21 protein-coding genes and 1 tRNA gene are annotated in these 25964 nt (G+C 66.9%); 11 read left to right on the forward strand and 11 right to left on the reverse strand.

The window, feature by feature from the left end; all coding sequences use genetic code 11:
• Window position 1 precedes the first annotated feature (1 nt).
• From ACQR1E_RS06070 to ACQR1E_RS06085, 4 genes are all read right to left on the reverse strand, one after another.
• A complete protein-coding gene (locus ACQR1E_RS06070) occupies window positions 2-2017 on the reverse strand; it encodes a methyl-accepting chemotaxis protein (RefSeq protein WP_315825816.1) in 2016 nt (671 codons plus the stop codon).
• A gap of 35 nt (window positions 2018-2052) precedes the next feature.
• Window positions 2053-3030, reverse strand: coding sequence for a TRAP transporter substrate-binding protein (locus ACQR1E_RS06075; protein WP_410051878.1), 978 nt, complete (start codon window positions 3028-3030; stop codon window positions 2053-2055).
• A gap of 244 nt (window positions 3031-3274) precedes the next feature.
• Window positions 3275-3919, reverse strand: coding sequence for an NAD(P)H-binding protein (locus tag ACQR1E_RS06080; RefSeq protein ID WP_316170963.1), 645 nt, complete (start codon window positions 3917-3919; stop codon window positions 3275-3277).
• A 150-nt stretch (window positions 3920-4069) separates the two neighbouring features.
• Window positions 4070-6382, reverse strand: a complete 2313-nt coding sequence (locus ACQR1E_RS06085; RefSeq protein WP_315752276.1) for a Tex family protein — start codon at window positions 6380-6382, stop codon at window positions 4070-4072.
• Window positions 6383-6578: 196 nt separating this feature from the next.
• Here ACQR1E_RS06085 and ACQR1E_RS06090 point away from each other — a divergent pair, with 196 nt between their 5' ends.
• Window positions 6579-8639, forward strand: a complete 2061-nt coding sequence (locus ACQR1E_RS06090; protein ID WP_434896810.1) for an ATP-dependent helicase — start codon at window positions 6579-6581, stop codon at window positions 8637-8639.
• 292 nt (window positions 8640-8931) lie between these two features.
• On the opposite strand, the gene ACQR1E_RS06095 is transcribed toward ACQR1E_RS06090, so the two are convergent.
• On the reverse strand, window positions 8932-9891 hold the full coding sequence (locus ACQR1E_RS06095) for a fatty acid desaturase family protein (RefSeq protein WP_316166220.1): 960 nt from the start codon (window positions 9889-9891) through the stop codon (window positions 8932-8934).
• A gap of 14 nt (window positions 9892-9905) precedes the next feature.
• Window positions 9906-10937 (reverse strand): alpha/beta fold hydrolase, encoded by a 1032-nt coding sequence (locus tag ACQR1E_RS06100; RefSeq protein ID WP_315752279.1) that lies wholly within the window; start codon window positions 10935-10937, stop codon window positions 9906-9908.
• A 543-nt stretch (window positions 10938-11480) separates the two neighbouring features.
• Here ACQR1E_RS06100 and ACQR1E_RS06105 point away from each other — a divergent pair.
• The 3 genes from ACQR1E_RS06105 (at window position 11481) to ACQR1E_RS06115 (ending at window position 13527) form a co-directional block, all read left to right on the forward strand.
• Window positions 11481-11717, forward strand: coding sequence for a hypothetical protein (locus tag ACQR1E_RS06105; RefSeq protein ID WP_315752280.1), 237 nt, complete (start codon window positions 11481-11483; stop codon window positions 11715-11717).
• 147 nt (window positions 11718-11864) lie between these two features.
• A complete protein-coding gene (locus ACQR1E_RS06110) occupies window positions 11865-12902 on the forward strand; it encodes an LLM class flavin-dependent oxidoreductase (RefSeq protein ID WP_434896811.1) in 1038 nt (345 codons plus the stop codon).
• Between the two features lie 238 nt (window positions 12903-13140).
• On the forward strand, window positions 13141-13527 hold the full coding sequence (locus ACQR1E_RS06115) for a hypothetical protein (RefSeq protein WP_315752282.1): 387 nt from the start codon (window positions 13141-13143) through the stop codon (window positions 13525-13527).
• A 38-nt stretch (window positions 13528-13565) separates the two neighbouring features.
• Here ACQR1E_RS06115 and ACQR1E_RS06120 read toward each other — a convergent pair whose 3' ends face one another.
• The 3 genes from ACQR1E_RS06120 to ACQR1E_RS06130 all read right to left on the reverse strand — a co-directional run bounded on the left by ACQR1E_RS06120 (window position 13566) and on the right by ACQR1E_RS06130 (window position 16712).
• Window positions 13566-15671, reverse strand: a complete 2106-nt coding sequence (locus ACQR1E_RS06120) for a tetratricopeptide repeat protein (protein WP_316195466.1) — start codon at window positions 15669-15671, stop codon at window positions 13566-13568.
• An 81-nt stretch (window positions 15672-15752) separates the two neighbouring features.
• On the reverse strand, window positions 15753-16445 hold the full coding sequence (locus tag ACQR1E_RS06125) for a flavin reductase family protein (RefSeq protein WP_315715264.1): 693 nt from the start codon (window positions 16443-16445) through the stop codon (window positions 15753-15755).
• 190 nt (window positions 16446-16635) lie between these two features.
• Window positions 16636-16712, reverse strand: a tRNA-Arg gene (locus ACQR1E_RS06130).
• A 394-nt stretch (window positions 16713-17106) separates the two neighbouring features.
• Here ACQR1E_RS06130 and ACQR1E_RS06135 point away from each other — a divergent pair.
• Genes ACQR1E_RS06135 through ACQR1E_RS06145 form a run of 3 tightly spaced genes read left to right on the forward strand, consistent with a single transcriptional unit; the run spans window position 17107 to window position 19614 of the window.
• On the forward strand, window positions 17107-18030 hold the full coding sequence (locus tag ACQR1E_RS06135) for a spermidine synthase (protein ID WP_315752284.1): 924 nt from the start codon (window positions 17107-17109) through the stop codon (window positions 18028-18030).
• Complete coding sequence (locus ACQR1E_RS06140) at window positions 18027-18644, forward strand: fused MFS/spermidine synthase (protein ID WP_315715262.1); 618 nt, start codon at window positions 18027-18029, stop codon at window positions 18642-18644. The genes ACQR1E_RS06135 and ACQR1E_RS06140 overlap by 4 nt, the downstream gene beginning before the upstream one ends.
• 25 nt (window positions 18645-18669) lie before the next feature.
• Window positions 18670-19614, forward strand: coding sequence for a M28 family peptidase (locus ACQR1E_RS06145; protein ID WP_434896812.1), 945 nt, complete (start codon window positions 18670-18672; stop codon window positions 19612-19614).
• Between the two features lie 28 nt (window positions 19615-19642).
• On the opposite strand, the gene ACQR1E_RS06150 is transcribed toward ACQR1E_RS06145, so the two are convergent.
• Window positions 19643-21769 carry an FAD-dependent oxidoreductase gene (locus ACQR1E_RS06150; protein ID WP_434896813.1) on the reverse strand — a complete coding sequence of 709 codons (2127 nt, stop codon included), beginning with the start codon at window positions 21767-21769 and terminating at the stop codon, window positions 19643-19645.
• Window positions 21770-22139: 370 nt separating this feature from the next.
• Here ACQR1E_RS06150 and ACQR1E_RS06155 point away from each other — a divergent pair, with 370 nt between their 5' ends.
• The 3 genes from ACQR1E_RS06155 (at window position 22140) to ACQR1E_RS06165 (ending at window position 23827) form a co-directional block, all read left to right on the forward strand.
• Complete coding sequence (locus ACQR1E_RS06155) at window positions 22140-22841, forward strand: hypothetical protein (protein WP_410051881.1); 702 nt, start codon at window positions 22140-22142, stop codon at window positions 22839-22841.
• Window positions 22842-22941: 100 nt separating this feature from the next.
• The gene (locus ACQR1E_RS06160; RefSeq protein ID WP_315752288.1) at window positions 22942-23526 is read left to right on the forward strand and encodes a YidB family protein; all 585 of its coding nucleotides are present in this window, start codon (window positions 22942-22944) and stop codon (window positions 23524-23526) included.
• Window positions 23527-23560: 34 nt separating this feature from the next.
• A complete protein-coding gene (locus tag ACQR1E_RS06165; RefSeq protein WP_315715257.1) occupies window positions 23561-23827 on the forward strand; it encodes a GlsB/YeaQ/YmgE family stress response membrane protein in 267 nt (88 codons plus the stop codon).
• Between the two features lie 54 nt (window positions 23828-23881).
• Here the strand turns inward: ACQR1E_RS06165 and ACQR1E_RS06170 are convergent, their stop codons facing one another.
• Window positions 23882-24661, reverse strand: coding sequence for an SDR family NAD(P)-dependent oxidoreductase (locus ACQR1E_RS06170; protein WP_315715256.1), 780 nt, complete (start codon window positions 24659-24661; stop codon window positions 23882-23884).
• Window positions 24662-24894: 233 nt separating this feature from the next.
• Between ACQR1E_RS06170 and ACQR1E_RS06175 the strand changes: the two genes are divergently transcribed.
• Window positions 24895-25959 (forward strand): acyl-CoA dehydrogenase family protein, encoded by a 1065-nt coding sequence (locus ACQR1E_RS06175; RefSeq protein WP_315715255.1) that lies wholly within the window; start codon window positions 24895-24897, stop codon window positions 25957-25959.
• The last annotated feature ends 5 nt before the right edge of the window (window positions 25960-25964 follow it).

Genomic DNA, 25964 nt, shown 5'->3' on the forward strand with positions numbered 1-25964 from the left:
CTCAGGCCGCGGTCCGGATCGTCTGCAGGAAGTCGGCGACATTGCTCTTCAGCGAAGCGGCCTGCTGCTGCAGCGCCGCGGCCGCCGCCAGCGCAGCTTCAGCGCCGGCATCGGTTTGCCCGGCCACGTTGCGCACGTCGCCGATCTCCTGCGTGACCGCCGCCGTACCGCTGGCCGCCTGCTCGACGTTGCGGGCAATCTCGCTGGTCGCCGCCCCCTGCTGCTCAACCGCGGCGGCGATCGCATTGGAGATCTCGGCAATCTCCCGCACGGTCGTGCCGAACTGGGCGATCGCGCCGACCGTCTCCTGCGTCGCGCTCTGGATGGTCGCGATCTGGCTCGAGATCTGCTCCGTCGCCTGCGCGGTCTGCGACGCCAGGTTCTTCACTTCGCTCGCGACGATCGCAAATCCGCGGCCGGCCTCGCCGGCGCGCGCCGCCTCGATGGTGGCGTTGAGCGCCAGCAGGTTGGTCTGGCTCGCGATCGCCTGGATCAGCTGCACGATGGTGCCGATCCTCTCCGCCGCGCTGGACAGCCCGTCGATCAGCTCGGATGTCCGCTGCGTCTCGTGCGTCGCCCGGGTCGACACCGTGACCGAGCGCTGGACCTGGGAGGAGATCTCCCTGATCGAGGCCGCGAGCTCCTGGGTCGCCGAGGCCACGGTCTGCACATTGACGGAGGCCTGCTCGGCCCGGCTGGCGACCGCTTCCGCAAGGCCACGGCCGCGTTCGGCGACGCGCGCCAGCTCGCTGGCGCTCTCGCCCATCTCGGTCGCACGCCCGCCGACGCCGGTGATGACACCCTGCATGCCCTGCTCGAATCGACCAGCCAGATCGGACATCATGCGGGCGCGCTCGGCCTCCGCAGCTTCACGCTGTGCCGCAGCCTCCTGCTCCATGCGGCGCACGGCAAGCGCGTTGTCACGGAAAATCTCCACGGCGCGCGCCATCCGGCCGATCTCGTCGCGCTGCTCGCCGCCGGGAATCGGCTGATCCAATTCGCCGGCCGCCAGCGACTGCATGCGGTCGGTCATGCCGCGGATCGGGGTCGACACGCTGGCGCCGATCAGCCAGGCCAGCACCGCTCCGAATATCACCGCTGCGGCTGCGGTCACGATCACGGTCTGCTTGGTATCTTCGACCGCGACGCCGGTCCTCGCGGCCTGCTCTGCACGCGCGGCACCAAGCTGCCGGTTGATCTGGCTGACCTGGGTATCGATCGAGGCGCTCGCCTTGGCGAGCTCCGCCTGCTTGGCGCGCAGGTCAGCGGCCACCTTGATCACCTCCTCGAGCGCGGCGGCATCCGCCGTGAGAGCCTCTTTCAGCGCAGCAACCAGCGCCTTCAGCTTGGCATCATCGACACCCGCGATCTCGCCCTCCGTATCGGCAATCGCGAGCTTCGCATAGACGAAGGTGAGCCTGGCATCGTCGGCATCGCCATTCGATAACGTGTTGGTATAGCGCATCACCGCGATGCGAACCGCGTCGACGACGCTGGCCAGACGTAACGGATTCATCAGCGGCTCGCTGCCCGCACGATTGGCAAGGGCAACCTGGATGCCGCCCATGTTGATGCCGGCAACGGCGCCCAATGCGTCGGTCTTGGTCGTCGCCGCCCGCAGGCGGTCCACGGCCTCGGCCGCGGCGGCGAACGATGAGCGGTAGGCCGCCAGCGCGCTCCGTACCGGCCCCACGCCGTCAGCCAGCACCTTCAGGCTGCCGGACTGCTTCTCGACCTGATCGGCGAGACCGCCGACAGCGTCGATGGCCTTGCTGGCCGCATCCTTGTCACCGACGTTCCAGGTCCGGACGAATCTCTCGACCGCGCCGTTGGCGCCGAGCAGCGCGGCACGCACCTGCGACATGCCGGCGTCCCCGGCCGCGCTGGTAACGAGTTCATCCACGGTGCCGCCGATGCGGCCGACCTGGACCATGGCGAAGCCGCCGAGCAACACCAGGAAGCTCAGGATCAGGGCGAAGCCGCCGAAGATGCGCGGGCGGACGCCGATCCAAGACATCAGAGAAGACAATTTCATCGATTTGCCCGGCTGTTTCACGGAGTGGACCTGATGGTGGCGAGCAGCTCCTTGCCGAAGCGCTTCTCGAAGTCGGCATCGAGCGGCCTGACCGCATCGACGAAGGTCTTGCGGTCGAACGTCTCGATCACCTCCATGCCGGTCTTGCGCAACTCATCGAGCTTCTGCGCATCGAGCTGGGCCTGCCAGGTGACCTCCGCAGCCGCCTTGGCGGCGGCAACCAGCGCATCACGATCCGCCGCATCGAGATGGTCGAACATCGCGCGGTTGGCGACGAAGGCGATCGGCGCGAAGAAATGCCCGGTGAGCGTCAGATATTTCTGCACCTCGTCGAAGCGATTGGCCGCGATGGTGGCAACCGGATTTTCCTGACCGTCGAGCCGACCGTCCTTGAGCGCGGCATAGACCAGCGGGAAATCCATCGGCATCACGTCGGCGCCGAGCGCCTTGAAGGTCATCTGGTAGACCGGATTGGGGATCACGCGGATCCTGAGTCCCTTGACGTCATCGACGGTACGGACCGGGCGCTTCGAGTTGGTGAGATTGCGAAAGCCCTGCTTGCCCAGCGCCAGCAGCACCAGTCCCTTGTCGGCGAACTTGGCGCCGATCGCGGCGGCGACCGGCCCTTGCGCAACCGCCTTGGCATGCGCAGTGTCGCGGAACAGGAACGGGATGTCGAAGACGCCAAGCTCGGGGACCACCGCGCTGGCGATGCCGCCGGACACCACGGCCACGTCCACTGCGCCGCTCCGGGTTGCAGCCAGCACCGCCGCCTCGCTGCCGAATGCGTTGCCCGCACGCTCATCAATGATGAGCCGCTTGCCGGCCAACGCCTGCAGCTTCACGCGAAATTCGTCCGACCCGACCTGCTGCGGGTTCTGAATCTGCGAGTTGTAGACCAGCGACACCATTCGCGGAGACGCCGTCGCCGCTTGGGATCCGAGCAGGGTTCCCATCAATGCCAAGAAGCAAAATTCAAGCAGCTGTCTGCGCATGAAACACCGGGCTGTTTTTCCTCGATGCACAACTAACAGCGAGATATGGTTAAGATGTTAAGATGCGATTCCCGTCTTGCCCGCTCCAGCCATTCACTCGCTGATAGTCGCATGCGAGAGAGCCGTAAAACTACGGGGCGGGTGTGTCGACCAGTCGATCCGAGCTTGAGGCGCGGCGCGATATCAGATTTCGATTTATCGTAAATAGCGAGACCGGGCCGCTACGCAAGAGCCGCAGGCTCGATCATCGGCGCATGGCCCCTGACAGCATCACTCGCTTGCCGGCAACCGTAGGAACAGCCATCAGCAGCGCGTTGGCGACGTCCGCCGCCGCGATGGGCTTGTAGTTCGCCGGGATCAGGAAGCCGATGATGTTGTTCAGCCTGTTGCCCCATTCCTCGCCCGGATGACTCGGCTGTCCGAGCTCCGCCCGCGGGCCAACCAGCAGCGAAGGCCGCGCGATCACCAGTCCCTCGAAGGGCAACGCGGTCAGATCGTCCTCGAGCTCGCCTTTCACCCGGCTGTAGAAGACGCGCGACCTGCTGTCGGCGCCCATCGCGCTGACCAGACCAACGCGCCTGGTGCCGCTCGCGAGCGCGGCCTTGGCGACGGCGAGGTTGGCGTCGTGATCGATGGCGCGGAAGGCGGCCTGGCTTCCGGCCACCTTGATCGTGGTCCCGAGAGCCAGGTAGAGCTCGTCGGCCAGCGGCAGGGACGGCAGCGCAGTGAAATCCACGACATGCGCCGTCAGCTTGGGCGAATGGTCAGGCGGCGCGCGGCGGCCGACGACATGCACATGATCCACGGCCGGGTCGGCAAGCAGACCGCGAAGCAGCTCCCGTCCCACCAGCCCAGTCGCGCCGGCAATGATCACGGTCCGGTTCGTCATGCGCGGTCCCCACTCACAACTCGCCGCCCAAGGTAAGCCTGGCCGCGGAGATAGGGAAGACCGCAACGACACGACGCCGAATGACATGGCGACGCAGATATGACGCCGCAGACGAGACATTCCCTCCGCGGCGCCTCGTCACCATTCGCCTCAGGCACCCTTGCGCCGCTCTGCGGCCTTGGCCATCGCCGCGGCGAACGCGCCGCCGCCAGACGGCTTCTCCTCACGCGAGGTCATGCGCCCCGCGGGCGGCCGTGCGCTGGTCCGCTTCTCGCCCTTGGCCGGCAGCGGATCGGACAGCCGAAGCGTCAGCGAGATGCGGTTGCGCGGCACATCGACGTCGAGCACCTTGACCTTCACGACCTGCCCCGGCTTCACCACCTCGCGCGGATCGTTGATGCGCTTCTCGGACATCGCCGAGATGTGGATCAGGCCGTCCTGGTGCACGCCGATATCGGCGAAGGCGCCGAAGGCCGCGACGTTGGTGATGGTCGCCTCCAGGATCATGCCGGGCTTGAGATGGGTGATCTTCTCGACGCCCTCCTGGAAGGTCGCGGTCTTGAACTCCGGACGCGGATCGCGGCCGGGCTTCTCCAGCTCCTTGATGATGTCGGTCACGGTCGGGACGCCGAAGCGCTCGTCGGCGAATTTCGCCGGATTGAGCGTCTTCAAGGTTTTGGTGTCGCCGATCAGCACCTTGATGTCGCTCTTGGTCGTCTCGAGAATCTTCTTCACGACCGGATAGGATTCCGGGTGGACACCGGAGGCGTCGAGCGGGTTGTCGCCATCGCGGATGCGCAGGAAGCCGGCGCACTGCTCGAACGCCTTCGGTCCGAGCCGCGGCACCTCCTTGAGCTTGTCGCGGGTCGGGAACGGACCGTTGGCGTCGCGATGCGCGACGATGTTCTGAGCCAGGCTCTCGCCGATGCCCGACACCCGCGCCAGCAGCGGCGCCGAGGCGGTGTTGAGATCGACGCCGACGGCATTCACGCAGTCCTCGACGGTGGCATCGAGCGCGCGGGCGAGCTCATACTGGTTGAGGTCGTGCTGATACTGGCCGACGCCGATCGAGGCCGGCGGCACCTTGACGAGTTCGCCGAGCGGATCCTGCAGGCGGCGCGCGATCGAGACGGCGCCGCGGATCGAGACGTCGAGATTGGGGAATTCCTTCGCAGCGAACTCCGAGGCCGAATAGACCGACGCGCCGGCTTCCGACACGATCGCCTTGGTCAGCTTGAGATCCGGCTTCAGCTTCATCAAATCGTTGACGAGCTTCTCGGTCTCGCGCGACGCCGTGCCGTTGCCGATCGCGACGAGATCGATGCCGTGCTTCACGCAGAGCTGCGCCAGGGTCAGCATGCTCTCGTTCCACTGCCGCTGCGGCTCGTGCGGATAGATCGTGGCGTGATCGACGAACTTTCCGGTGCGGTCGATCACCGCGACCTTGACGCCGGTGCGGAAGCCGGGATCGAGCCCGAGCGTGGCGCGGCCGCCGGCCGGCGCGGCAAGCAGGAGATCGCGCAGGTTGGCCGCGAACACGCGCACCGCCTCCTTCTCCGCCTCCTGCCACAGCCGCATGCGGATATCGAGCGCCAGCGAGGTCTTGATACGAGTCCGCCAGGCCCAGCGCACGGAGTCGGACAGGAACTGATCGGCGGGGCGGCCCTGGCGCGAGATGCCGAAGGTCACCGCGATGCGGTTCTCATACAGCGTCGGGTCCTTCGAATCCTCCGGCTCGCCATCGCCGAAATCGAGCTGCAGCACCTCTTCCTTTTCGCCACGCAACATCGCCAGGATGCGGTGCGACGGTAGCTTGGTGAACGGCTCGGAAAAATCGAAGTAGTCGGCGAACTTGGCGCCCTCGGTCTTCTTGCCATGCCGCACGGACGATTTCACCGCGCCGCGGGTCCACATCTCCTCGCGCAGCGAGCCGACGAGATCGGCATGCTCGGCGAAACGTTCGACCAGGATCGCGCGGGCGCCGTCGAGCGCGGCCTTGACGTCCTTGACCGGGTTGTCGCCATCCTTCTTGATGAATGCCTTGGCCTCGACCTCCGGCGCCTTCATCGGATCACCGATCAGCATGTCGGCGAGCGGCTCGAGCCCGGCCTCCTTCGCGATCTGCGCCTTGGTGCGGCGCTTCTCCTTGAACGGCAGATAGATGTCCTCGAGCCGGGCCTTGGTGTCGGCGGTCGCCAGCGCCAGCTCGATCTCGGGCGTCATCTTGCCCTGCGCCTTGATGCTCTCGATGATCGCGGTGCGCCGTGCATCCATCTCGCGCAGATATCGCAGCCGTTCCTCCAGCGTACGCAACTGCGTGTCGTCCAGCATGCCGGTCGCCTCCTTGCGATAGCGCGCGATGAACGGCACGGTCGCGCCGCCGTCGAGCAGGTCGATCGCGGCCTGGACCTGGGCATCCTTGACTGAGAGCTCAGCAGCGATGATGGAGGCAAAATTCGACACGGTGTTCTTCCGAGATTCGTGACGGGGCTGATTGGATAGGAGTGCAAGCGCGCCAGCGCAAGCGGCTGGCAGACGCTCTGTGGGCAACCGTGACAAAAAAGACCGGTTGCGAATCATGTAAAACGCTGCCGCGACCGGGCCATCGCGTTGCACATGCGGCGCAAATCACTGATTCTTGCAGGCTGAGGGACGATTCGTGCAGGCCACGGCTGCGACATATCTCGACGATCTCAATCCGGAGCAGCGCCGCGCCGTCGAGCATGGCGGTGCCTGCGCCGCGCCTGGCCCGCCGCTGCTGATCATTGCCGGCGCGGGCTCGGGCAAGACCAACACGCTCGCGCATCGCGTCGCACATCTGCTCGTCAATGGCGCCGATCCGCGCCGTATCCTGTTGATGACGTTCTCGCGCCGCGCGGCGAGCGAGATGAGCCGCAGGGTCGAGCGCATCGCCCGCAAGGTGCTGGGCGGCAAGGCCGAGCCGATCACGGCCGCGCTCACCTGGGCCGGCACGTTTCATGGCCTGGGCGCGCGAATGCTGCGCGACTACGCCGAGCGCGTCGGCCTCGACCCTGTGTTCACGATCCATGATCGCGAGGATTCCGCCGACCTGATGAATCTGGTGCGGCACGAACGCGGCTTGTCCAACACGCAGCGACGCTTCCCGACCAAGGGTACCTGCCTTGCGATCTATTCGCGCTGCGTCAACGCCGACATGCCGCTCGACGAGGCACTGGTGCGGCATTTTCCGTGGTGCGCGGAATGGGCCGGCGAGCTGAAGGGCCTGTTCGCCGCCTATGTCGAAGCCAAGCAGGCCAATGCCGTGCTCGACTACGACGACCTGCTGCTGTACTGGGCGCAGATGATGGCGGACGAAACCATCGCGCGCGAGATCGGCGATCGCTTCGACCACGTGCTGGTCGACGAATATCAGGACACGAACCGGCTGCAGTCGCAGATCCTGCTCGGCTTGAAGCCCGACGGCGCGGGACTGACGGTGGTCGGCGACGACGCGCAGTCGATCTACGCCTTCCGCGCCGCCACCGTGCGCAACATCCTCGAATTTCCCGATCAGTTCAGTCCGCGCGCCGACATCATCACGCTGGACCGCAACTACCGCTCGACGCAGCCGATCCTCACGGCGGCCAACGGCGTGATCGGGCTGGCGCGGGAGCGCTTCACCAAGAACTTGTGGACCGACCGCACGAGTTCGCGCAAGCCGCAGCTCGTGACCGTCAGCGACGAGACCGATCAGGCGCGCTACATCGTCGAGCAGGTGCTGGCGAAGCGCGAGGAAGGCATCGTGCTGAAGCAACAGGCCGTGCTGTTCCGCACGTCGTCGCACAGCGGTCCCTTGGAATTCGAGCTCACGCGCCGCAACATCCCGTTCGTGAAGTTCGGCGGGCTGAAGTTCCTCGATGCCGCCCACGTGAAGGACGTGCTGGCCTGCTTGCGCTTCGTGGCCAATCCGCGCGACCGCATCGCCGGCTTCCGCGTGCTGCATCTGATCCCGGGCATCGGCCCGGCGTCGGCGCAGCGTCTGCTCGATGCCATCAGCGCCAGTGCCGATCCGATCGCGCGCCTCTGCGAGCAGTCCGCACCGGCGCGCGCCGGCGATGACTGGACCGCGTTCGTGCGCACACTGGAGCAGCTGCGCGTCTCGGAATGGCCCGGAGATATCGAGCGTATCAGGCACTGGTATCAGCCGCATCTCGAGCGCGTTCATGAGGATGCGGAGGTGCGAACCGCCGACCTGCTGCAGCTCGAGCAGATCGCGAGCGGCTATCCGTCGCGCGAGCGTTTCCTCACCGAGCTGACGCTCGACCCGCCCGACGCCACCTCCGATCAGTCCGGCGTGCCTTTGCTCGACGAGGACTATCTGATCCTCTCCACCATCCATTCCGCCAAGGGCATGGAGTGGAATTCCGTGCACGTCCTCAACGTCGTCGACGGCTGCATGCCGTCCGATCTCGGCGCCGGCTCCAGCGCCGAATTGGAGGAGGAGCGCCGGCTGCTCTATGTCGCGATGACCCGCGCCAAGGACGATCTGCATCTCCTGGTGCCGCAGCGGTTCTTCGTCCACGGCCAGCCGGTGCGCGGCGATCGTCATGTCTATGCCTCACGCACGCGGTTCATTCCGGAAGCGCTGGTGCCGCTGTTCGAACGCGCCAGCTGGCCGCGGGCGCAGCCGGGGTCGGCATATGCGCGCTCCGGGCCGCGCATCGATCTCGGCGCGCGGATGCGCGAGCGATGGCGGTGAGCCAGCGTCGCTGCGACCATATCAACACGACGCCAATCACTGCACTTCTCCCACAAGGGGCGTGCCGGGAGGACGCGCACCGGTCGGGCACGATGGCTTGCTGACATCCCTGGCGACGTGGTCGGTCTGCGCCTCCCCCGCTTGCGGGGGAGGTCGCATCGCATCGAGAGATGCGATGCGGGTGGGGGATGCTCTGGAAAGACTGCCGTTGTGGCGCCCCCACCCCAGCCCTCCCCCGCAAGCGGGAGAGGGAGCGCACCGGCCGAGCGGCGATAACTCGGATCCAAACTCATCATGGATGAGACTTCGTTTCCTTCCACTGCGCGCGAAACCACGCCCAGGTCTGCCGCGTCACGGCGACGTATCCCTGCCCGCGATATTTGATCTCGCCGTCGACGATCGCGTGCAGCTTCGGCAGCGCATGGAACGGCACCGCCGGATAGGCATGGTGCTCGACGTGATACGGCATGTTCCAGGCCAGCCAATGCACAAACCGCGTGGTGAGGGTGGTCCGCGTGTTCTGGAAGGCGCTCCTCGCATGATCGCAGCCGGTGTGCTCGGCGTAGAGATAGGGCCGCAGGATGAGTTGTCCGACGAGCAGCGGCAGCACCCAGACCCACAGCAGCAGCGCGCTGTGCAGCACCAGCGAGGCGATGAGCAGCAGTGCATAGCCCGCGACATAGGCGCGCGCCTCCCGCACGACGATCGCCCGGCGGCCCGCGGGGACCCACGGAACCGTCACCTCGCCGGTCACCGCATGCTTCAGCAGCAGCCTGAGACGGCCGGCCACCTGGACCAGGCCGGAATAGGCAATCGCGAGTTGCGTCTCGGAGCGCGGCTTGGGGCCGACGATCAGCTCCGGATCGCGCAGGGGATCCTGGGTGTGGCGGTGATGCTCCCAATGGAACAGGCAGTAATATTCATAAGGCAGTCCGATCAGGAAGCCGGAGAGATAGCCGACCGCGAGGTTGAGCCTGCGGCTGTCGAAGGCGGTCTTGTGTGCGGTCTCATGCACCGCCATGAACAGGAACGCGATGAGCACGCCCTGCACCGGCAGCAAGGACAGCGCCCAGAGCACACCATGCGTCGATGCGATCGCTCCGATCAGCGCACCCACGCCGATGATCGCGCCGTAATGGCTGAGCGTGCGTAGCGCGCCCTGCATGTTGGAGCGCGTGCAGAGCTGCTGCAGCACCGGCGGTGTCAGCCGCTTCGGACGGGGCGCGAATTCGTCGGTGGGCACGTCGGTCATGTCGAGCTCGGGTGTCAGCTCTGGAGAAGGGCGGAGACGTTGGCGTTGATGAAATCGCGGTCCGCCGGGATGCGGATCGGATTGCCCGCGCGGTGGCCGTGGATCGACGGGATCGGCCGCAGCGCCGCGGAGCGGGCGTTCACGAGCTTGGGGAGTTCTCGCTCGTTGTCGCGCCAATCGAAGTAGCGGTCGGTCTGGCCCGGCATCAGCAACATGCGGGCGGTGATCGCGCCGAGCGCCCGATCCAGATCGCCGCCGAACGCCGCGCAGCTGCTGATATCGCCGCCCTGCCAGATCGCGATCTGCGCCAGCAGGTTGTCGGCATCGCGATGCGCGAAGGCCAAGTCCCAGGTGGCGGCGAGATAGTCCTCCTGCGAGCCGAAGCCCTGCTCGCGCCAGACCTCGTCGCGGTAGAACTCGTAGGACATCGCCCAGCCCGCATAGATCCGCCCCATCGCGCGCAGGCCGGCCACCGGCTTCCCGGCGAAGCGGCCGTTGCGAAACGCGGGATCGGCCATCAGCGCCGCCTTCACCGCGTCGAGAAACAGGTGATTGTAGGGCGAGCAGCGCGCGCTGCCGCACACCACCGCCGCACGCTCCACCATGTCCGGATGACAGGCGGCCCAGTGATAGGCCTGCATGCCGCCCATCGACCAGCCATAGACCAGCGCGATCCGGCTGATCCCGAACTGTTCCTCAACGAGCCGGCGCTGCACCGCGACCGCGTCGTGATAGCTGATGGCCGGGAACGGCGCGTCGCCGAACAGCTCGCGCGTATTCGAAGGCGACGACGACAGACCATTGCCGAACAGGTTGGGAATGATGATGAAGTAGCTGCTCGGATCGAGCGCGCCGCCGGGCGCGATCAGCCACTCGGTGTCGACATGCTGGGCGCCGAACGAGGTCGGATAGAGGATGACGTTGTCCTTGGCCGCGTTCAGCGTGCCATAGGTCTTGTAGGCGAGCCGCAGCGACGGGAACGTCACGCCCGATTGCAGCACGACGTCGCCCGCCTCGAAGATCTGATAGTCGCTGCCCGCCGCCATGCACGTCATCCCGTGTGATCGATGAACGGAGCCTAGGTGATGCGCGGCCGGGCCACACGCCCATTTTTTGGCATGGCATGACCGCGCAGGAGGCGCGGGCGGCAATCGCATCAGCCGAGGCCATGGGTTCGTACCCTCGCGGCCGCTCAAGCCCGAGCTTTGTCCGGATCGCGTGCCCTCTAAAACGTGAGGGCGCAGGGAAGACCGGGAGCTCGCCGCCCCCATGGCCCGCCTGCGAAAAAAATGCAGGCGGCAGGAACCACAGGTTCGGCTGGAACATCCCGGCCTTCCCTGCGCGATGGTCTTAACAGCTGCTTCGCGCTCTCCCTGGGGACCGGCTGTGTTGCCCCCATCGTCGGCGTGATGCGCTTCCGCACCATCATCCGGCTTGACCTCAGCATCGGGAGGCCAGGACCACGCGACTTGACTGTCCGCATCGGATCGTTCGTCGGCGCGACACCGCGCTGCGACCCGCTACGGCCACCGCATCCCTGCCTCGCGTCTCGTGACGACCGCGCGTACGCCCCTCATCGATGAGGCAGGATGGGCGCAGTAGAGCATACTTTCTGGAAAAACGAAAGAAAAAATTTTTGCCGGTCGTCCGGACCGTCTGATCCGCTCGGTATCACGACCACCGTCATTCCGGGGCAAGGCCGAGAGGCCTTGAACCCGGAATCTCGATATTGTCTTGCGTCCATTCTGAACGACTTCGAGATTCCGGGTTCAATCGTCAACACGCAGCCGCTCCGCGCCTGCGCATCGACGATTGCCCCGGAATGACGGAGAATGGCGACGGCCCAACCTTCTCGTGATGCGCTCAAGCTCACGGAAACCTTGTGTTTCGCTTTCCTCCGCTTGCAATCCGGTGCGGCCCCTTCCAGCTGACGAGCAGAGGCCGTATGACGGCCCGACGCAACGGAATGAGACATGAGCACAGCGATCGAATTCGGCCTGGACACGTTCGGCGACGTCACCCGCAACGCGGAGGGCGCGATGGCCTCGCATGCCCAGGTGATCCGCGACGTCGTCGCGGAGGCGGTGCTCGCCGACCAGCTCGGGCTCGATTTCATCGGGCTCGGCGAGCACCATCGCGGCGATTTCGCGATCTCGGCGCCGGAGGTGGCGTTGGCGGCGATCGCCGCGCACACCACGAAGATCAAGCTCGGCTCGGCGGTGACGGTGCTGAGCTCGGATGACCCGATCCGCGTGTTCCAGCGCTTCTCGACGCTGGACGCGGCGTCGAACGGCCGCGCCGAGGTTATCCTCGGCCGCGGCTCGTTCACCGAGTCCTTCCCGCTGTTCGGCTTCGATCTCAAGGACTACGAGGCGCTGTTCGAGGAGAAGCTCGATCTGTTCGTCAGCCTGCTGCCGCAGCAGCCACTGACCTGGCAGGGCCGGTTGCGCCCGCCGCTCAGGGATCAACTGGTCTATCCGCCGGTCGAGCATGGACGGCTGAGGGCCTGGATCGGCGTCGGCGGCAGTCCCGAGTCCGTGGTGCGCGCCGCGCATTACGAGCTGCCGCTGATGCTCGCGATCATCGGCGGCGACCCGAAACGGTTCGCGCCCTATGTCGAGCTGTACCATCGCGCGCTCAAGCAGTTCGGCCGCGAGACGAAGCCGATCGGCGTGCATTCGCCGGGCTATGTCGCCGACACCGACGAAGTGGCGCGCGAGGAGCTGTGGCCGGACTACAAGACCATGCGCGACCGCATCGGCCGCGAGCGAGGCTGGCCGCCGATGGGCCGCGACGAGTTCGTCCAGGAGGCCGATCACGGCTCGCTCTATGTCGGCTCGCCGGAGACCGTGGCGCAGAAGATCGCCGCGACGATCAAGGCGCTCGGCCTGTCGCGGTTTCAGCTGAAATACTCAGCCGGTCCGCTGCCGCATGCGAAACTGATGCGGAGCATCGAGCTGTATGGCAAGGTGGTGGTGCCGAGGGTGAGGGAGTTGCTGGCGGAGCAGTAGGCCGGCTACGCGGTCCTTCACCATGTCCGCAACTGCGCCCGGCCCTTGCATCACGGGACCTGGATCAAAGGCGCGAGCAAAACGGCTCGTTCAGGACAATCCAAGCGAGCCGATTAATAGAGCCTTCGTGACACGCATCGTAGGCTCGATGTCGCGCGTGCCTGCTCCGATCAAGGGGGCGCAATCCGATCGGTTGCCCGGAGGCAGACGACAAGCTCGCGAGCCTGGGAACGAACTGATGTTGCTGAAGATCGTCGCGGTGGTCTACGGACTCTGGTTCGTCCAGGCCGCGTTGGAGCCCGGCTTCTACGACACGCCGTCTCACATGGCGAGCTCGACGCTCGCGCTCGGCGGATTGCTCGCGCTGTTCGATCACGCCTTCAGGATGGGCTGGCTGTCCGCCAACATCTGGCGGACTGTTGCGCTTGTCTACGTCGCCGACGGCCTGGTCCACGTGGTCCCGAGCGCCAAGGCCCTGATCGAGGCACAACGTTTCGAGGTGCTGGCGGGCGCTGCGGCGATCAGCTTCGTTTTCCAACTCCCGATGCTCTTCAGCTTGTGGCGATTGTCGTTTCCGTCCACGCGCTCGGATCAGACCGGTCTCGCACGCATGGCCATGCGATAAGCGTCAGGCCCTGTCAGCCTTCGACATCGCTCACCGCCTCATACCAGCCCGGGCAACAACGGCCCGCGCTCACCTGCCGCCAGCCGCGCAAGCTCCCCTGCCGTCCGCGCCAGCACACCGTCCCAAGCCATCGGCTTCTCCTGCCTGAACAGCCGCATGGTCGGATACCACGGGGTGTCGGCGCGATCGCGCAACCAGCGCCAGTCGAGCGCATAGGGCAAGAGCACCCAGACCGGACGGCCGAGCGCGCCGGCGAGATGCGCCACCGACGTGTCGACGGAGATGACGAGATCGAGCACGGCGACGGCGGCCGCGGTCTCGGCGAAGTCGCTCAGCAACGGCGCGAGATCGATGACGTCGGTGCCAAGCTCGGCGAGCCCTAGCGCATCGTCCGGCCGCGGCTCCTTCTGCAAGGAATAGAGCTGCACGCCCGGCATCACCAGCCGCGGCAGCACCGCCTGCGCGGTGAGCGAGCGCTGGCGGTCGCCCTTGTGCCTGGGATTGCCGGCCCAGACGACGCCGACCTTCAACGACGGCGCGCGCCCGAGCACGTTGCGCCACGCGGCCATCTTGATCGGATCGGCCGCGAGATAAGGCACCTCGGCCGGGATCGTCTCCAGCGTGGTGCCGAAGATGCGCGGCAGATCCATCAGCGGTGCCTGCAGATCGAATGGCGGCAGCGGCGCGCCGCGTGGCACCACGGTCACGCCCTCCAGACGGCGCAGCAGCGGCGCGATCGCCGGCTGCACCTGCAGCACGACCGGTCCCCCCATCATCCTGACGCGATCGATGTAGCGCACGAATTGCAGCGCATCGCCGATGCCATATTCGGCGAACAGCAGCAGCGTGCGTCCGTCGAGCGGCGCGCCCTGCCATTCCGGCGCGTCGAAGCGCGGCATGCCCGCGGAGAGGTCCGGACAGTCGCGGCCCCAGCGATGCTCCGCAAAGCCGTTCACGAGGTCGCCGCACATCAGCAGGAAATGCGCGTGATTGTAGCGGGCGAGCGCATTGTCGGGCGCCAGCGCGATCGCACGATGCGAGGCGGCCAGCGCCGCGTCGATGTCGCCGGCGTTGCGCAGCGCCACCGCGAGGTTGGCGTGACCCTTGGCGTAACCGGGATCGGAGGCGACGGCGCGGCGATGCGCCGCGACGGCCTCGATGGTCTCGCCGCGCATCTCGTGGATGATGCCCAGATTGGTATGCGCCGGGGCGTGATCGGGCTGCAGCGCCAGCGCGTGCTCGCAGGCGGCAATGGCCGCATCGAGCTGGCCCGTCCCGCACAGGCAGGCCGCGAGATTGCTGAGCACGACCACATCGGTGGGATCGAGCACGGCGGCGCGCCGATAGGCCTCGACGGCCTCGGCCGGGCGGTCGGCCTCATGCAGCGCGTGCCCGAGCAATCGCGCGGCATTGGCATCGCCGGGCGCGAGATCGCAGGCCTGACGATACTGTACCGCGGCCTCGGCAAAGGCGCGCTGCTTGTAGAGCACATCGCCCAGGCTGAGATGCAGGCCGGCATCGGCCGGCTGCGCCGCCAGCGCATGCAGATAGGCGGGCACGGCCTCGTCATATCTGGCCTGGTCGGCGAGCACATGCGCCAGCGCCCGCCATGCACCGGGATAGGAGGGCTCGCGCTCGAGCAACTCGCGATAAGCCGCTTCCGCCTCGGCAAGTCGCCCCTGCCGGTTGAAGGCGAGCGCGAGATTCCAGCGCGCGTGCCCGAGCGCGGGATCGAGCGTCAGCGCATGGCGATAGGCGGCCTCGGCCTCGGCGAAGCGCGACAGCTCGAGCAGCGCGCTGCCGAGCCTGCTGTGAATCGCCGCATCGAGCGGCCGCAAAGCCGCTGCGCGCGCGAACGCATCGGCGGCGCCCTTGCGCTCGCCTTTCACCGCGAGCGCATCGCCGAGCGTGACATAGGCCGGCGCATGGTGGGGATCGCGGGCGAAGACGCGCCCGAGCAGCTCCGCACCCTCCGCCATGCCGCCGTCGGCGAAGGCGAGGATCGCGGACAGATGCAGCGCCGGCAGATGATCCGGCACCGCTTGGAGGATGTCGCTGCAAAGCGCCTTGGCCGGACCGGCGCGCCCCGCATTGTAATGATCAGCCGCCTCGATCAGCAGCCGGTCGACAGCCACAGCCCCCATGATGTCCCCACCTCTCGCACTCGAATGCAAGCTTCAACGTGCGGCCGGGCGATTCCAGGCGAGACTCCAGGCCGAGCCGGCTCAGCCTGCCGCCACCTCCATTCGCATGGCCGCCTCGCGGGCGCGCTCGACGTCGGGCGTGCGATAGGCCGCCTCCGGAATGGTGCCCAGCCGCGACTCGTGAAGGCGCGCGCCCAGGCCATAGAACTGCTGGAAGCTCATGATCAGCGGCCGCCATTTGTCCGGGTCGATGCGGTCACGCGTACCGTCCATCAGGATGGCCTCATCGACATGGACCCGCTGCACCCGCACCTCGAAGCACTGGATGTGCCCCTTCAGGATCGCGTCGTCGTCGGCGATGCCATGCACCGACTCGATGCGGGCTTCGAGCTGCACCGCGCATTCCGCGACGCGCGGAGCCGCAACGGTTTCCGACGCCGTTGCGGTCAACCCGGCGGCGGCGAACTTGTCGGACACGTGGCGGTAGCCCTTGCGCTGCTTCATCGCCGGCACCGGGTCCGATCCCGTGGTCAGCGCCAGGCGATCGACGGCGGCGACGAGATCGACCGACGGCAGGTTCAGCACGCACTCGCCGGTGCGGCGCATGTTCTGCGGCGTCTTCGATCCGGCGGCGAGGCCCAGCATGCAGCGCCAGCCGAGCCAGAATGCCGACGACATCGGCGCGAGATTGAAGCCGCCGTCCTCGTTGACGGTGCTGATGAGGACGACCGGCGTCCCGAAATAGAGGATGCCCGGCTCGATGGTCGTATGCATGGAAAGCTCTCCAGGGTGATGCATCTCGGCGGCGATTGCGCGCGCCGCGCGGACGGGGCTCAGGCCGCCGTCTCACTCGGAGAAGTTCCTCGATGGCAGCGAAGCGCTCCACCCGATTCCCGAACGGGCCGGATCAGGCGCGCCCTGGGTTTGATCTGGAGATTGTCTGCGCGTGCAAGGCTGCGGCAGATGGCGATCCCGGCATGACTCGAACATGCGACCTACGGTTTAGGAAACCGCCGCTCTATCCAGCTGAGCTACGGGACCGGAGCCTGCACCGAAGTGCACCTGCTTCGCCGCCTCCATAGCAGACCCGGCCACCGACCGGAAGCCTCTCCGGTCGGAGCCTGGACCGGGCGGCCGACCGGGGCACAACGACGCTCGGATCCCCTGACGGGACGACGACGGGAACGCAGCCGCGCGATCCCGGTTAGAGCGGGGCCGCTCATGCCCGATCACACCCCCGTTTGGGAGGGGCGGTTTGACTATCCGGACGGCAGCCGATGGTCTAAGAGAACGGCGCCAATCCGGAACCCGGCCTCGGGATTGCCGTATTGGTCGTGCCTGAGCGCATCTCGTGGCCGGGCCAGGCGTCCGGCGCCACGAGATCCGCTCGATCCAGCGCGCCTGCCCATTTCAGCCGAGGGACACAGACAAGTCGATGCTCATCCGGTCGGTCATTTCAGGCGTGTTCGCAAGCTTCCTCTCCATCGCCGCCGCAAGCGCGCAGGACACCCGCCACCTGCTGGAGTCGAAGGAGTCGCTCTACAACAACATCTATGTCTATGAGCAGGCGCCCTACCGCAGCATGACGTTCGGTCACAACCGGCGCATCTATACCGAGAGCGTCTACAACACCCAGGACGAGCTCGATCTGCCGGTCGACTATACCCGCTTCATGACCGCGAGCGTCATGTACGCAAAGAATGTCAGCTCGGTCCTGGAGATCGGCTTCGGCGGCGGCCGCACCGCCTGGTACCTGCACCGCTTCCTGCCCAAGGTGCAGGTGACGTCGGTCGAGCTCGACCCGACCGTGCTGGAGCTCGCCAAGAAATATTTCGGCATCAAGGAGGAGCCGAACTTCCACGTCGCCAACCGCGACGGCCGGCTGTTCGTGCAGGAATCCAAGGAGCGCTACGACATCATCCTGATCGACGCCTATCGCGGACCGTTCGTGCCGTTCCACCTGCTGACCAAGGAATTCTACCAGCTCGTCAAGGAGCATCTCGCCGAGGGCGGCGTGGTGGCGCAGAACGTCGAGCCGTCGACCATGCTGTTCGACGCCGCGGTCAAGACCATCCACAGCGTGTTCCCGCAGGTCGACTTCTACGAGGCCGGCGGCAACATCGTGATGGTCGCCTATCCCGGCGACGAGCGGAAGCCCGAGGATCTCGCCGCCATCGCGCAGGAGCGCGACAAGGAATTCGGCTTCCGCTACAAGCTCGCCGACATGCTGGCGCAGCGCAAGCGCATCGACATCGATAACGGCCAGGTGATCGACGCCAAGGCCAAGGTGCTGACCGACGACTTCGCGCCGGTCGAGGCGCTGAAGAGCATCGAGCGCCACAACAAGAAGCTGCCATGAGCGCGCCGGTGTCCCGCGCCGGCATGCTGGCGATCTATCTCTGTTCGTTCCTGGTCGGCTGCGTGCTGATGGGCTTCGAGATGCTCGGCAGCCGCTACCTCAACCCGTATTTCGGCAGCGGCATCGGCGCCTGGGCCAGCCTGATCTCGACCGTGCTGTGCGCGCTCGCGATCGGCTATTTCGCCGGCAGCGCCATCGTCGACCGGCAGCCGACGACGCGCACCATCGGCACCATGATCCTGATCGCCGCCGCCTACATGGCGCTGGTTCCGGCGACCGCCGACACCGTCATGGCCGACATCCTCGACAGCATCGGCGACGGACCGATGGCGACGCTGATGGCCTCGACCGCGCTGCTGCTGGTGCCGCTGACCCTGCTCGGCACCTTCTCGCCGATCGCCGTCAGCCTGTTGACGCGCTCGGCCGGCGAGGCCGGCCGTGTCGCCGGATTGGTCTATGGCGTCTCGACCATCGGCAACGTCGTCGGCACGCTGGTCACGACGTTCGCGCTGATTCCGACGATCGGCTCGCGCGCGATCACCTATTATTTCGCCGTGGCGCTGGCTGGCTGCGCCGGCATCCTGTTCATTCCCTTCGGCAAGAAGACGTCCTGATTTTCATCATTGAAGAGCTTTGCGGATGACTGAGTTCTGGCCTCGCCTCGCCGCCACCGCGACAGCGGCCGTATTGCTGCTGATATCGCCGACCGCCTACGCCGCGGACGCGCAGATCGAATTGTGGGACGGTCAGCGCGCAATGGCTGTCATCGCCGATCTGCTGCGGTTCACGCCGCGATCGATGGGCGAGCCGGGACATCAGAAAACGATCGACTACATCAAGGCAGCGATGGCCAAGAGCGCGGCGGACGCCGTGCTCACGCAGAGCTTCACCGCCAAGGGCGATGACGGCAAGGCGATCCCGCTGACCAACATCATCGCCCGCTTCCAGGTGCAGAACCCGCGGCGCGTCATCGTCGCCACCCATTACGACAGCATCATCAAGGCCTATCGCGATCCCAAATCGCCGGACGCACCGATGCCGGGCGCCAACAACTCCGCCTCGGCGGTGGCGCTGCTGCTCGAGACCGCACGCGTGCTGTCGCTGTCGCCGAAGCCCGACGTCGGCATCGACATGATCTTCTTCGACGGCGAGGAGGGGCCGAAATCGCTCGGCGCCGGCGATCCGACCTGGCGCCCGCTGGGCTCGCCGCATTTCGCGGCCAACCTGAAGACCTATTATCCGACGCACAAGCCGGAGAAGGCAGTCGATTTCGACATGGTCTGCGACAAGGATCTCAAGCTGCAGCCGGAGCCGTCGTCGCTGGACTCGGCGTTGCCCGAGGTCAAGAGGTTCTGGAGCATCGGCAGCCGTATCGCGCCATCGGCGTTCTCGCCGGAGCCCACGGCGTATCCGATCAGCGACGACCACACGGCGCTGCAGCAGGCCGGCATTCCGAGCTTCCTCGTCATCGACTTCGACTACGAGCCCTATTTCAACACCACGCAGGATACGATCGAGCAGTGCTCGGCGCAGAGCCTGGAGACCGTCGGCCGCACCCTGCTGCGCTACCTCTATACGCCTTGATACGCCCGAGCTGCGGCAGGCGCCGCGCTCAGGCCGCCCGCGGCCGCGCCGTCACCGCGTCCGACGCGACTGCCGATGCGCGCGCCAGCAGACCCGGCACCAGCGCCTCGGCCGCCTCCGCGCCCGAGATCACCACGGCCTCGACGCCCGCTCCGGCATTGCCGCCGCCGGCGATGACGAGATTGCGCACCGGCGCCTTGGCGCCCTTCAGCCGTCCCGACTGCGCCACGCCATAGATCGCGCCGGCGCTGGCGAGATCATAGCGTGCATAGGTCACCGGGCTGGCGTCGGTCCGATAGACGATATGCCTGGACAAGTCGGGAATGACGGTCGCGGCAGCGGCAACCATGGCATCGCCGAGCTGCTGCTTGCGGGCCTCGTAGTCCGGCGAGCGCCGCCACGCCTTCCAGTCGTCGCCGCCCTCGCCCGGAAACCAGCGCGTGGCCTGATCGTGCGGCACGAGGGTGATGATCGTCATCGTGGCATGGCCTTCGGGCGCCGCCGACGGGTCGAGCTTGGACATCACGGCAAGGCCGATTCCCATCGGCGTATCGAGATGCGTGGCGGGCGCGATGTCGGGCACGATGTCGAGGCCGAGATGCACCGAGAAGCACGACGTCGCCGGCGCGAGGGTGCGGGCACGCTCGCGAAAACCGGCGGGCAGATCGTCGGGACTCAGAAGCTCGGTGAAGGTACGGCCGAGATCGGCATTCGAGACCACCGCCTGCGCGCGAACCGTGCGGCCGTTGCCGAGCACGACGCCAACGGCGCGGCCCTCCTCGACCAGGATGCGCGTGACCCTGGATTTCAGATGCACCTCGCCCCCCCTGGCGGTGACCGCCTCGGCGAGCACGTCCGCGAGGCGGCCGGAGCCGCCGACCGGATAGAAGCCGCCCTTGAAATAGTAGCCGAAGATCGGGACCATCTGGGCGCAGCTCAGCGTCTCGCTGCCGTCGCCGAGATAGCCCGACAGCGCATTGAGATAGGCGATGAGTTCGGGATCGGAGACATGGGCGGCGACGAGCTCGTCGAACGGCCGGTTCATCCACCTGAACGCCTGCGGATGCTTGCGCGGGAAGGCCAGCATCTCCTCCAATGTGGCGGGCATGCCGGGAATGCCGCTGCGACCCTGCCCCGTCGCGTACATGCTTTCGAAAATGGCATGGATGGTGTCGAACAGCCGGGTGAGCCCGTCCGCGCTGGCGGGAAACATCTCGCAGAGCAGTCGGACATAAGCACGCCAGTCCGCTGGCACGTCGACGCGGCGGCCGGCGAGACGGTAGGAGTGGGTGACCCGCCGCCACTGGATGCGGTCGGCGACGCCGAGCCGGCGCAGCACGCTGTCGACAGGCCCGCCCGGCCAGACGCCGGAGAAATCGTGCGGCCCTGCATCGAAGCGATACAGCACCGGCTTGTTGTCGTGGTGAGCCTTGCGAAGATAAGTGTGGCAGAAGCCGCCCGGCACCACGTGGTGATCGAACACCTTCACCTTCAACCCGGACTCCGCGAGCAGGGCGGCGGCCGTCAGCCCGCCGATTCCGGCGCCGATCACCGCGACGTCGCAGTCGACGCCGGCCGCGGGGGTGAAGCCCGGTGCCGGCCAATGGCACTCCTCGCGCGCGGCCCGCATGCGCAGCAAGGCCTGGCGAATTGCGAAGCGCGGGCCGAAGATCGAGATCAGCGCGCCGCCGACGACGATCATCGTCGCGATCCAGGAGGCGACGCCGGCCCAGCGGCACAGGCCGAGGACCAGGAACAGGACGCCCCAGAGCCCGGTCATCATCATGTTGATCAGGTGGAATTGGGGCGTCGAGGCGCTGTCGGCATAGGCCGAGCGGGAATAGTCCGCGGTCCAGGGACGGCCGACGACGAGCGAAGCGAAGCTGATGAGGCCGAGCCCTGCGAAGGACAGCCACAGCGCGTTGCCGGCCGTCCAATTCGGCGCGACGTCGTTGGCGATCGCCAGCACGACGAAAAGGGCGAGGCTTCCGAGCTCCAGCAGCGCGAGCTCGCTCCGGGAGGCTCGCCAGACGTTGGCGGCGAGCGCCAGGGCCAGCGCGGACCACACCGCCCATGCCGGCTGATGCCAGGCCAGCAGGGTCCAGAACGCGACGAACGGCAACAGCGCCAGCTTGACCGTGAGGAACACTTTCATCGCAGCCTCTCCTCCGCACCGGGCGGCGCAGCTCATCTTTCCATTGTCAAGATATTCATAGGAGCGCTTGCCCGGTCTCGTCAACACCAATCTTTCCAACGTCAAGATTAGTTTCGTCAACTACGGCGGGATGAAAATGGTGGAAAAATGCTGCGTATCGTTCCGGCGCCACAGCAAGGCGCGATTCACGAACGGCGCTGCCGTCATTGCCGGCCCGACTGTGGCAACGAGATCACGGAACCACGGCAGATAAAGAAGAAAGTCTCAATTTACGCAGCATTGGAGTCACACCCCGCCGCAAAATGGCGACAATCTCCCGTCATCTGAGGCGGGGAGCCGCTGAGGATTACCGTTCGTGTACCCACCCCGCCTGCCAGTACTGGTCTTTGCAGCGATCACCTGCCTGCCTGCCGTGCAACCTCAACGCGCGCATGCGGAATGGTGGAGCCGCTCCCCGACGGATTTCGAGGAGTGTGCCGACGCCGCCGAGAAATCCGCCTCCAAGGAGGAGAAGACGGCGGCGCTGGCGCAATGCAACGCGAAATTTGCCGGGAGACGGAAGCCGGGCGGCGGCTACGTCTATTACGACTTCATGCAGGATCGCAGCTTCGACATCGCCGGCCCCAATCCCACGGCCGAAGAGCAGAAGTTCATCGACCAGCAGTATACGCAATACCTCGAGCGCCAGCGCCACGCCAACATGAGCTCGGCGATGATGTCGCGGCCGCAAACGCAGGACCTCCAGCCCTCGCTCCGGGACATGACGGCGCGGGCCGCGATCGAGCCGCCGAAGCCGGCCATGCCGGCCCCGCCGCCGCAACGGCCGAACAAGCCCCCGGCCGCGACCGCGCAGGGCGGATTGCCACCGCCGGCGTCGAACGTGGAGGCACGCGCCCGCATCAAGGCAGCGCAATGCGCCAAGGACGGCTGGCGCCGCGATTCGTTCTCGTGCAACTTTCCGGTCCTGTCGGAGAAGCTCGACGAGCTGAAGCGGATGTTCACCGGCCCGAGCCAGGCCGCAGCCGCACCGCCCGGAGCCAAGGCGCCGAAACGGGCCGAAGCCCGGAACTGAGCCGCGCGCGACACGTTCCCCTGTGCGACGAATCTGACCGCGGCTTGTAACGCCGCGTGCAAGCCCATAGGTTTGTCGGCGCGGGGCGCAGGAGCAGGTCATGGGTCTACTCGATATCCTCAACGGCATGCAGAACGGCCCGAGCGGGCCGAGTCATCCGACCACGCAGAAGAACGGCGGCATGTCGCCGATGACGATGGCGATCCTCGCTTTGCTAGCGTGGAAAGCGGTGAAGCATTTCTCGCAGAATGGACAGCAGCCGAACGCGGCGCCTGCGCCAGTCCCGCCGCCCCAGCCGACCGGGAATCAAGGCGGACCGCTCGGCGGTGCGCTTGGTGGCGGCCTCGGCAACATCATCGCCGGCGGCCTGGGCGGCCTGCTTGCGGGCGGCGCGGCCGGCAGCGTGTTGTCGGGCGGGCTCGGCGATCTCCTGCGCCAGTTCCAGGACAAAGGCCATGGCGACACCGCGAACTCCTGGGTCTCCCCCGGCGAGAACAAGCCGATCTCGCCCGGCGATCTCGCCAATGCGCTCGGCGCCGATCAGATCGATCAGCTCACCGCGCAGAGCGGGCTGTCGCGCGACGAGCTGTTGAACGGGCTGAGCCAGTACCTGCCGAAAGTGATCGATCAGCTCACGCCGGACGGTCGGCTGCCGACCGAGCATGAGTTGGCGGGCCGGATCTGACGCTCCGCGATCGTTGACGGGAAGGACGAGACTCATGCTGCACATTCTGATCGTCGGGCTGGTCGCCGGCTTCCTGGCGCGGCTTCTATCGCCGGGTCCCAACAATCCCTCCGGCTTCATCCTGACCATCGTGCTCGGAATCGTCGGCGCGTTCATCGCCACCGCCATCGGGCAGGCCATCGGCCATTACAGCCCCGACCAGGGCGCGGGCTACGTGACCGCAACCCTCGGCGCGATCGTGGTGCTGTTCATCTGGAACAGGCTGGTCGCGAGCGGCACGATCCGCGATTTCAATCGGTAACGGCCTCGCGCCACTCATCGCGAGCGACCACAGCGGCCGCTCGCCATGACGATTTCACCCCAACAGATGCATCCCCGCATCCATGCGCACGACCTCGCCGGTCATGTGGCCTGACGCCGGGCTCGCCAGGAACGCCACGAGCTGCGCGATGTCCTCAGCGGATGAAGCCGCGCGCAACGGCACCCGCGCGACCACCGCATCGCGCACCTGCTTGGCACCGGCCTCGCCGCGGCCCTTGGTGAACCAGGGCGTATCGATGTAGCCGGGGCAGACGGTGTTGACGCGGATCGCAGGCGCCAGGGCGCGCGCCAGCGATAGCGTCATCGTGTTCAGCGCGCCCTTGCTGGCGGCGTAGGCGACCGACGAGCCGATGCCGCTGATGCCGGCTACCGACGAGACGTTGACGACCGCGGACGCACGCGCCGTCGCCTTGGCCGCCGCTTCCAGCAGCGGCCGCGCGGCGCGCACCATCTGGAAGGGGCCGATGGTGTTGACTGCGAAGATGCGCTGGAAATCCTCCGCCGAAAGGCCATCGAGCTGATCGTGCGGCACGTGCTTGGTGGTGCCGGCATTGTTGACGAGGGCATCCAGCCGGCCCCAAGCCGCAGCGGCGGCGACGATCTTGCGGCAATCCTCATCGCGCGACACGTCGCCTTGAATGACGACGACCTCGACTCCTTCCTTGCGGCAGAGATCAGCGGTCTGCTCGGCTTCACTCTTGCTGTTCGAATAGTTCACGACGATGCGCATGCCGGCCTTCGCCAGCAGCAACGCGGTCGCGGCTCCGAGGCCGGACGCCGACCCCGTCACGACCGCGCACAGACCTTCAGCCATTCCGCACCTCCCTGTTTGCCTTGCTTCTTCTTAGCCAACATCGCTGCATCTGCAAAATCGGCACAATCTCCGCAGCGCGGAAATCGCTCGCCTCCATGCGGCGAGCGGACGGGGCCCTGCAGCGGGCTACGCTTGTCAGGGCCGTCGCTTGCGCTCATCATGCCGGCAAAACATCGCCGGCGCGCGCAGGACATGGCGCGCCGAGACCGACGACAACGAGGGCGAGGAGCGCTGTGGCGGAAGCTGAGAACATCGTCGTTGCGACCGCGGAAAGGATCTTCGCCGATCTCGCCGACCCGCAGACGATCAACCACGACAAGGACGGCCGCTGGACGGCACCGCTGTGGCGGGCGCTGAGCGAGGCCGGCCTGACGCTCGCCTGGGTGGGCGAGGAGTTCGGCGGCGCCGGCACTGACCTCGCCGATGGCTTTGAGATCATCAATGCCGCCGGCCGTTTTGCGATTGCGGTGCCGCTGGCCGAGACGCTGCTCGCGGGCTGGCTGCTGCAACAAGGCGGCATTGCCTCCCCCGACGGCGCCATGACGATCGCGCCGGCTCATCCGAGAGACCGGATCACGCTCGACACTGACGGCACCTTGTCCGGCCGTGCCCGCGGCGTGCCGTTCGCAAGGACGGCGCAGCACGTTGCCGTGCTCGCCGAGGGCGGAGACGGCGTGTCGATCGCGCTGGTCGAGACCGCGCGGCTGCGCATCGACGCGGGCCTCAACCTCGCCAACGATCCCAGCGACACGGTGACGTTCGACAAGATCATGCCGCTGGCATGCCGGCCGGCACCGGCCGGCTTCGACGCCACCACCTTGATGCTGATGGGCGGCGTCGCCCGCGGACTGCAGATCGCCGGCGCGCTGGATCGGCTGCTCGCGATCAGCGTCAACTATGCGGGTGAGCGCGTCGCCTTCGAGAAGCCGATCGGCAAATTCCAGGCGGTGCAGCACAACCTGGCACGGCTGGCCGGTGAGAGCGCCGCCGCGAGCGCGGCCGCGACATCCGCCGCGGATGCGATCGCGCGGGCCGCCGCATTCGACGAGGCGGTGTTTCTCGAAGCCGCCGCGGCCAAGATCCGCTGCGCCGAGGCCGCCGAGAAGGGCGCGGCGATCGCGCATCAGGTCCACGGAGCCATCGGCTTCACCACCGAGCACATCCTGCACCGCTTCTCGCTGCGCGCGCTGGCCTGGCGCGACGATTTCGGCTCCGAGAGTCATTGGGCCGTCGAGCTCGGCAAGCGCGTCGCTGCGCGCGGCGCCGATGAGCTGTGGCCGCTGGTCGCCTCGCGCTGACCACG

The organism is Bradyrhizobium sp. HKCCYLRH1030 (assembly GCF_051168395.1).
Taxonomy (GTDB): Bacteria; Pseudomonadota; Alphaproteobacteria; order Rhizobiales; family Xanthobacteraceae; genus Bradyrhizobium.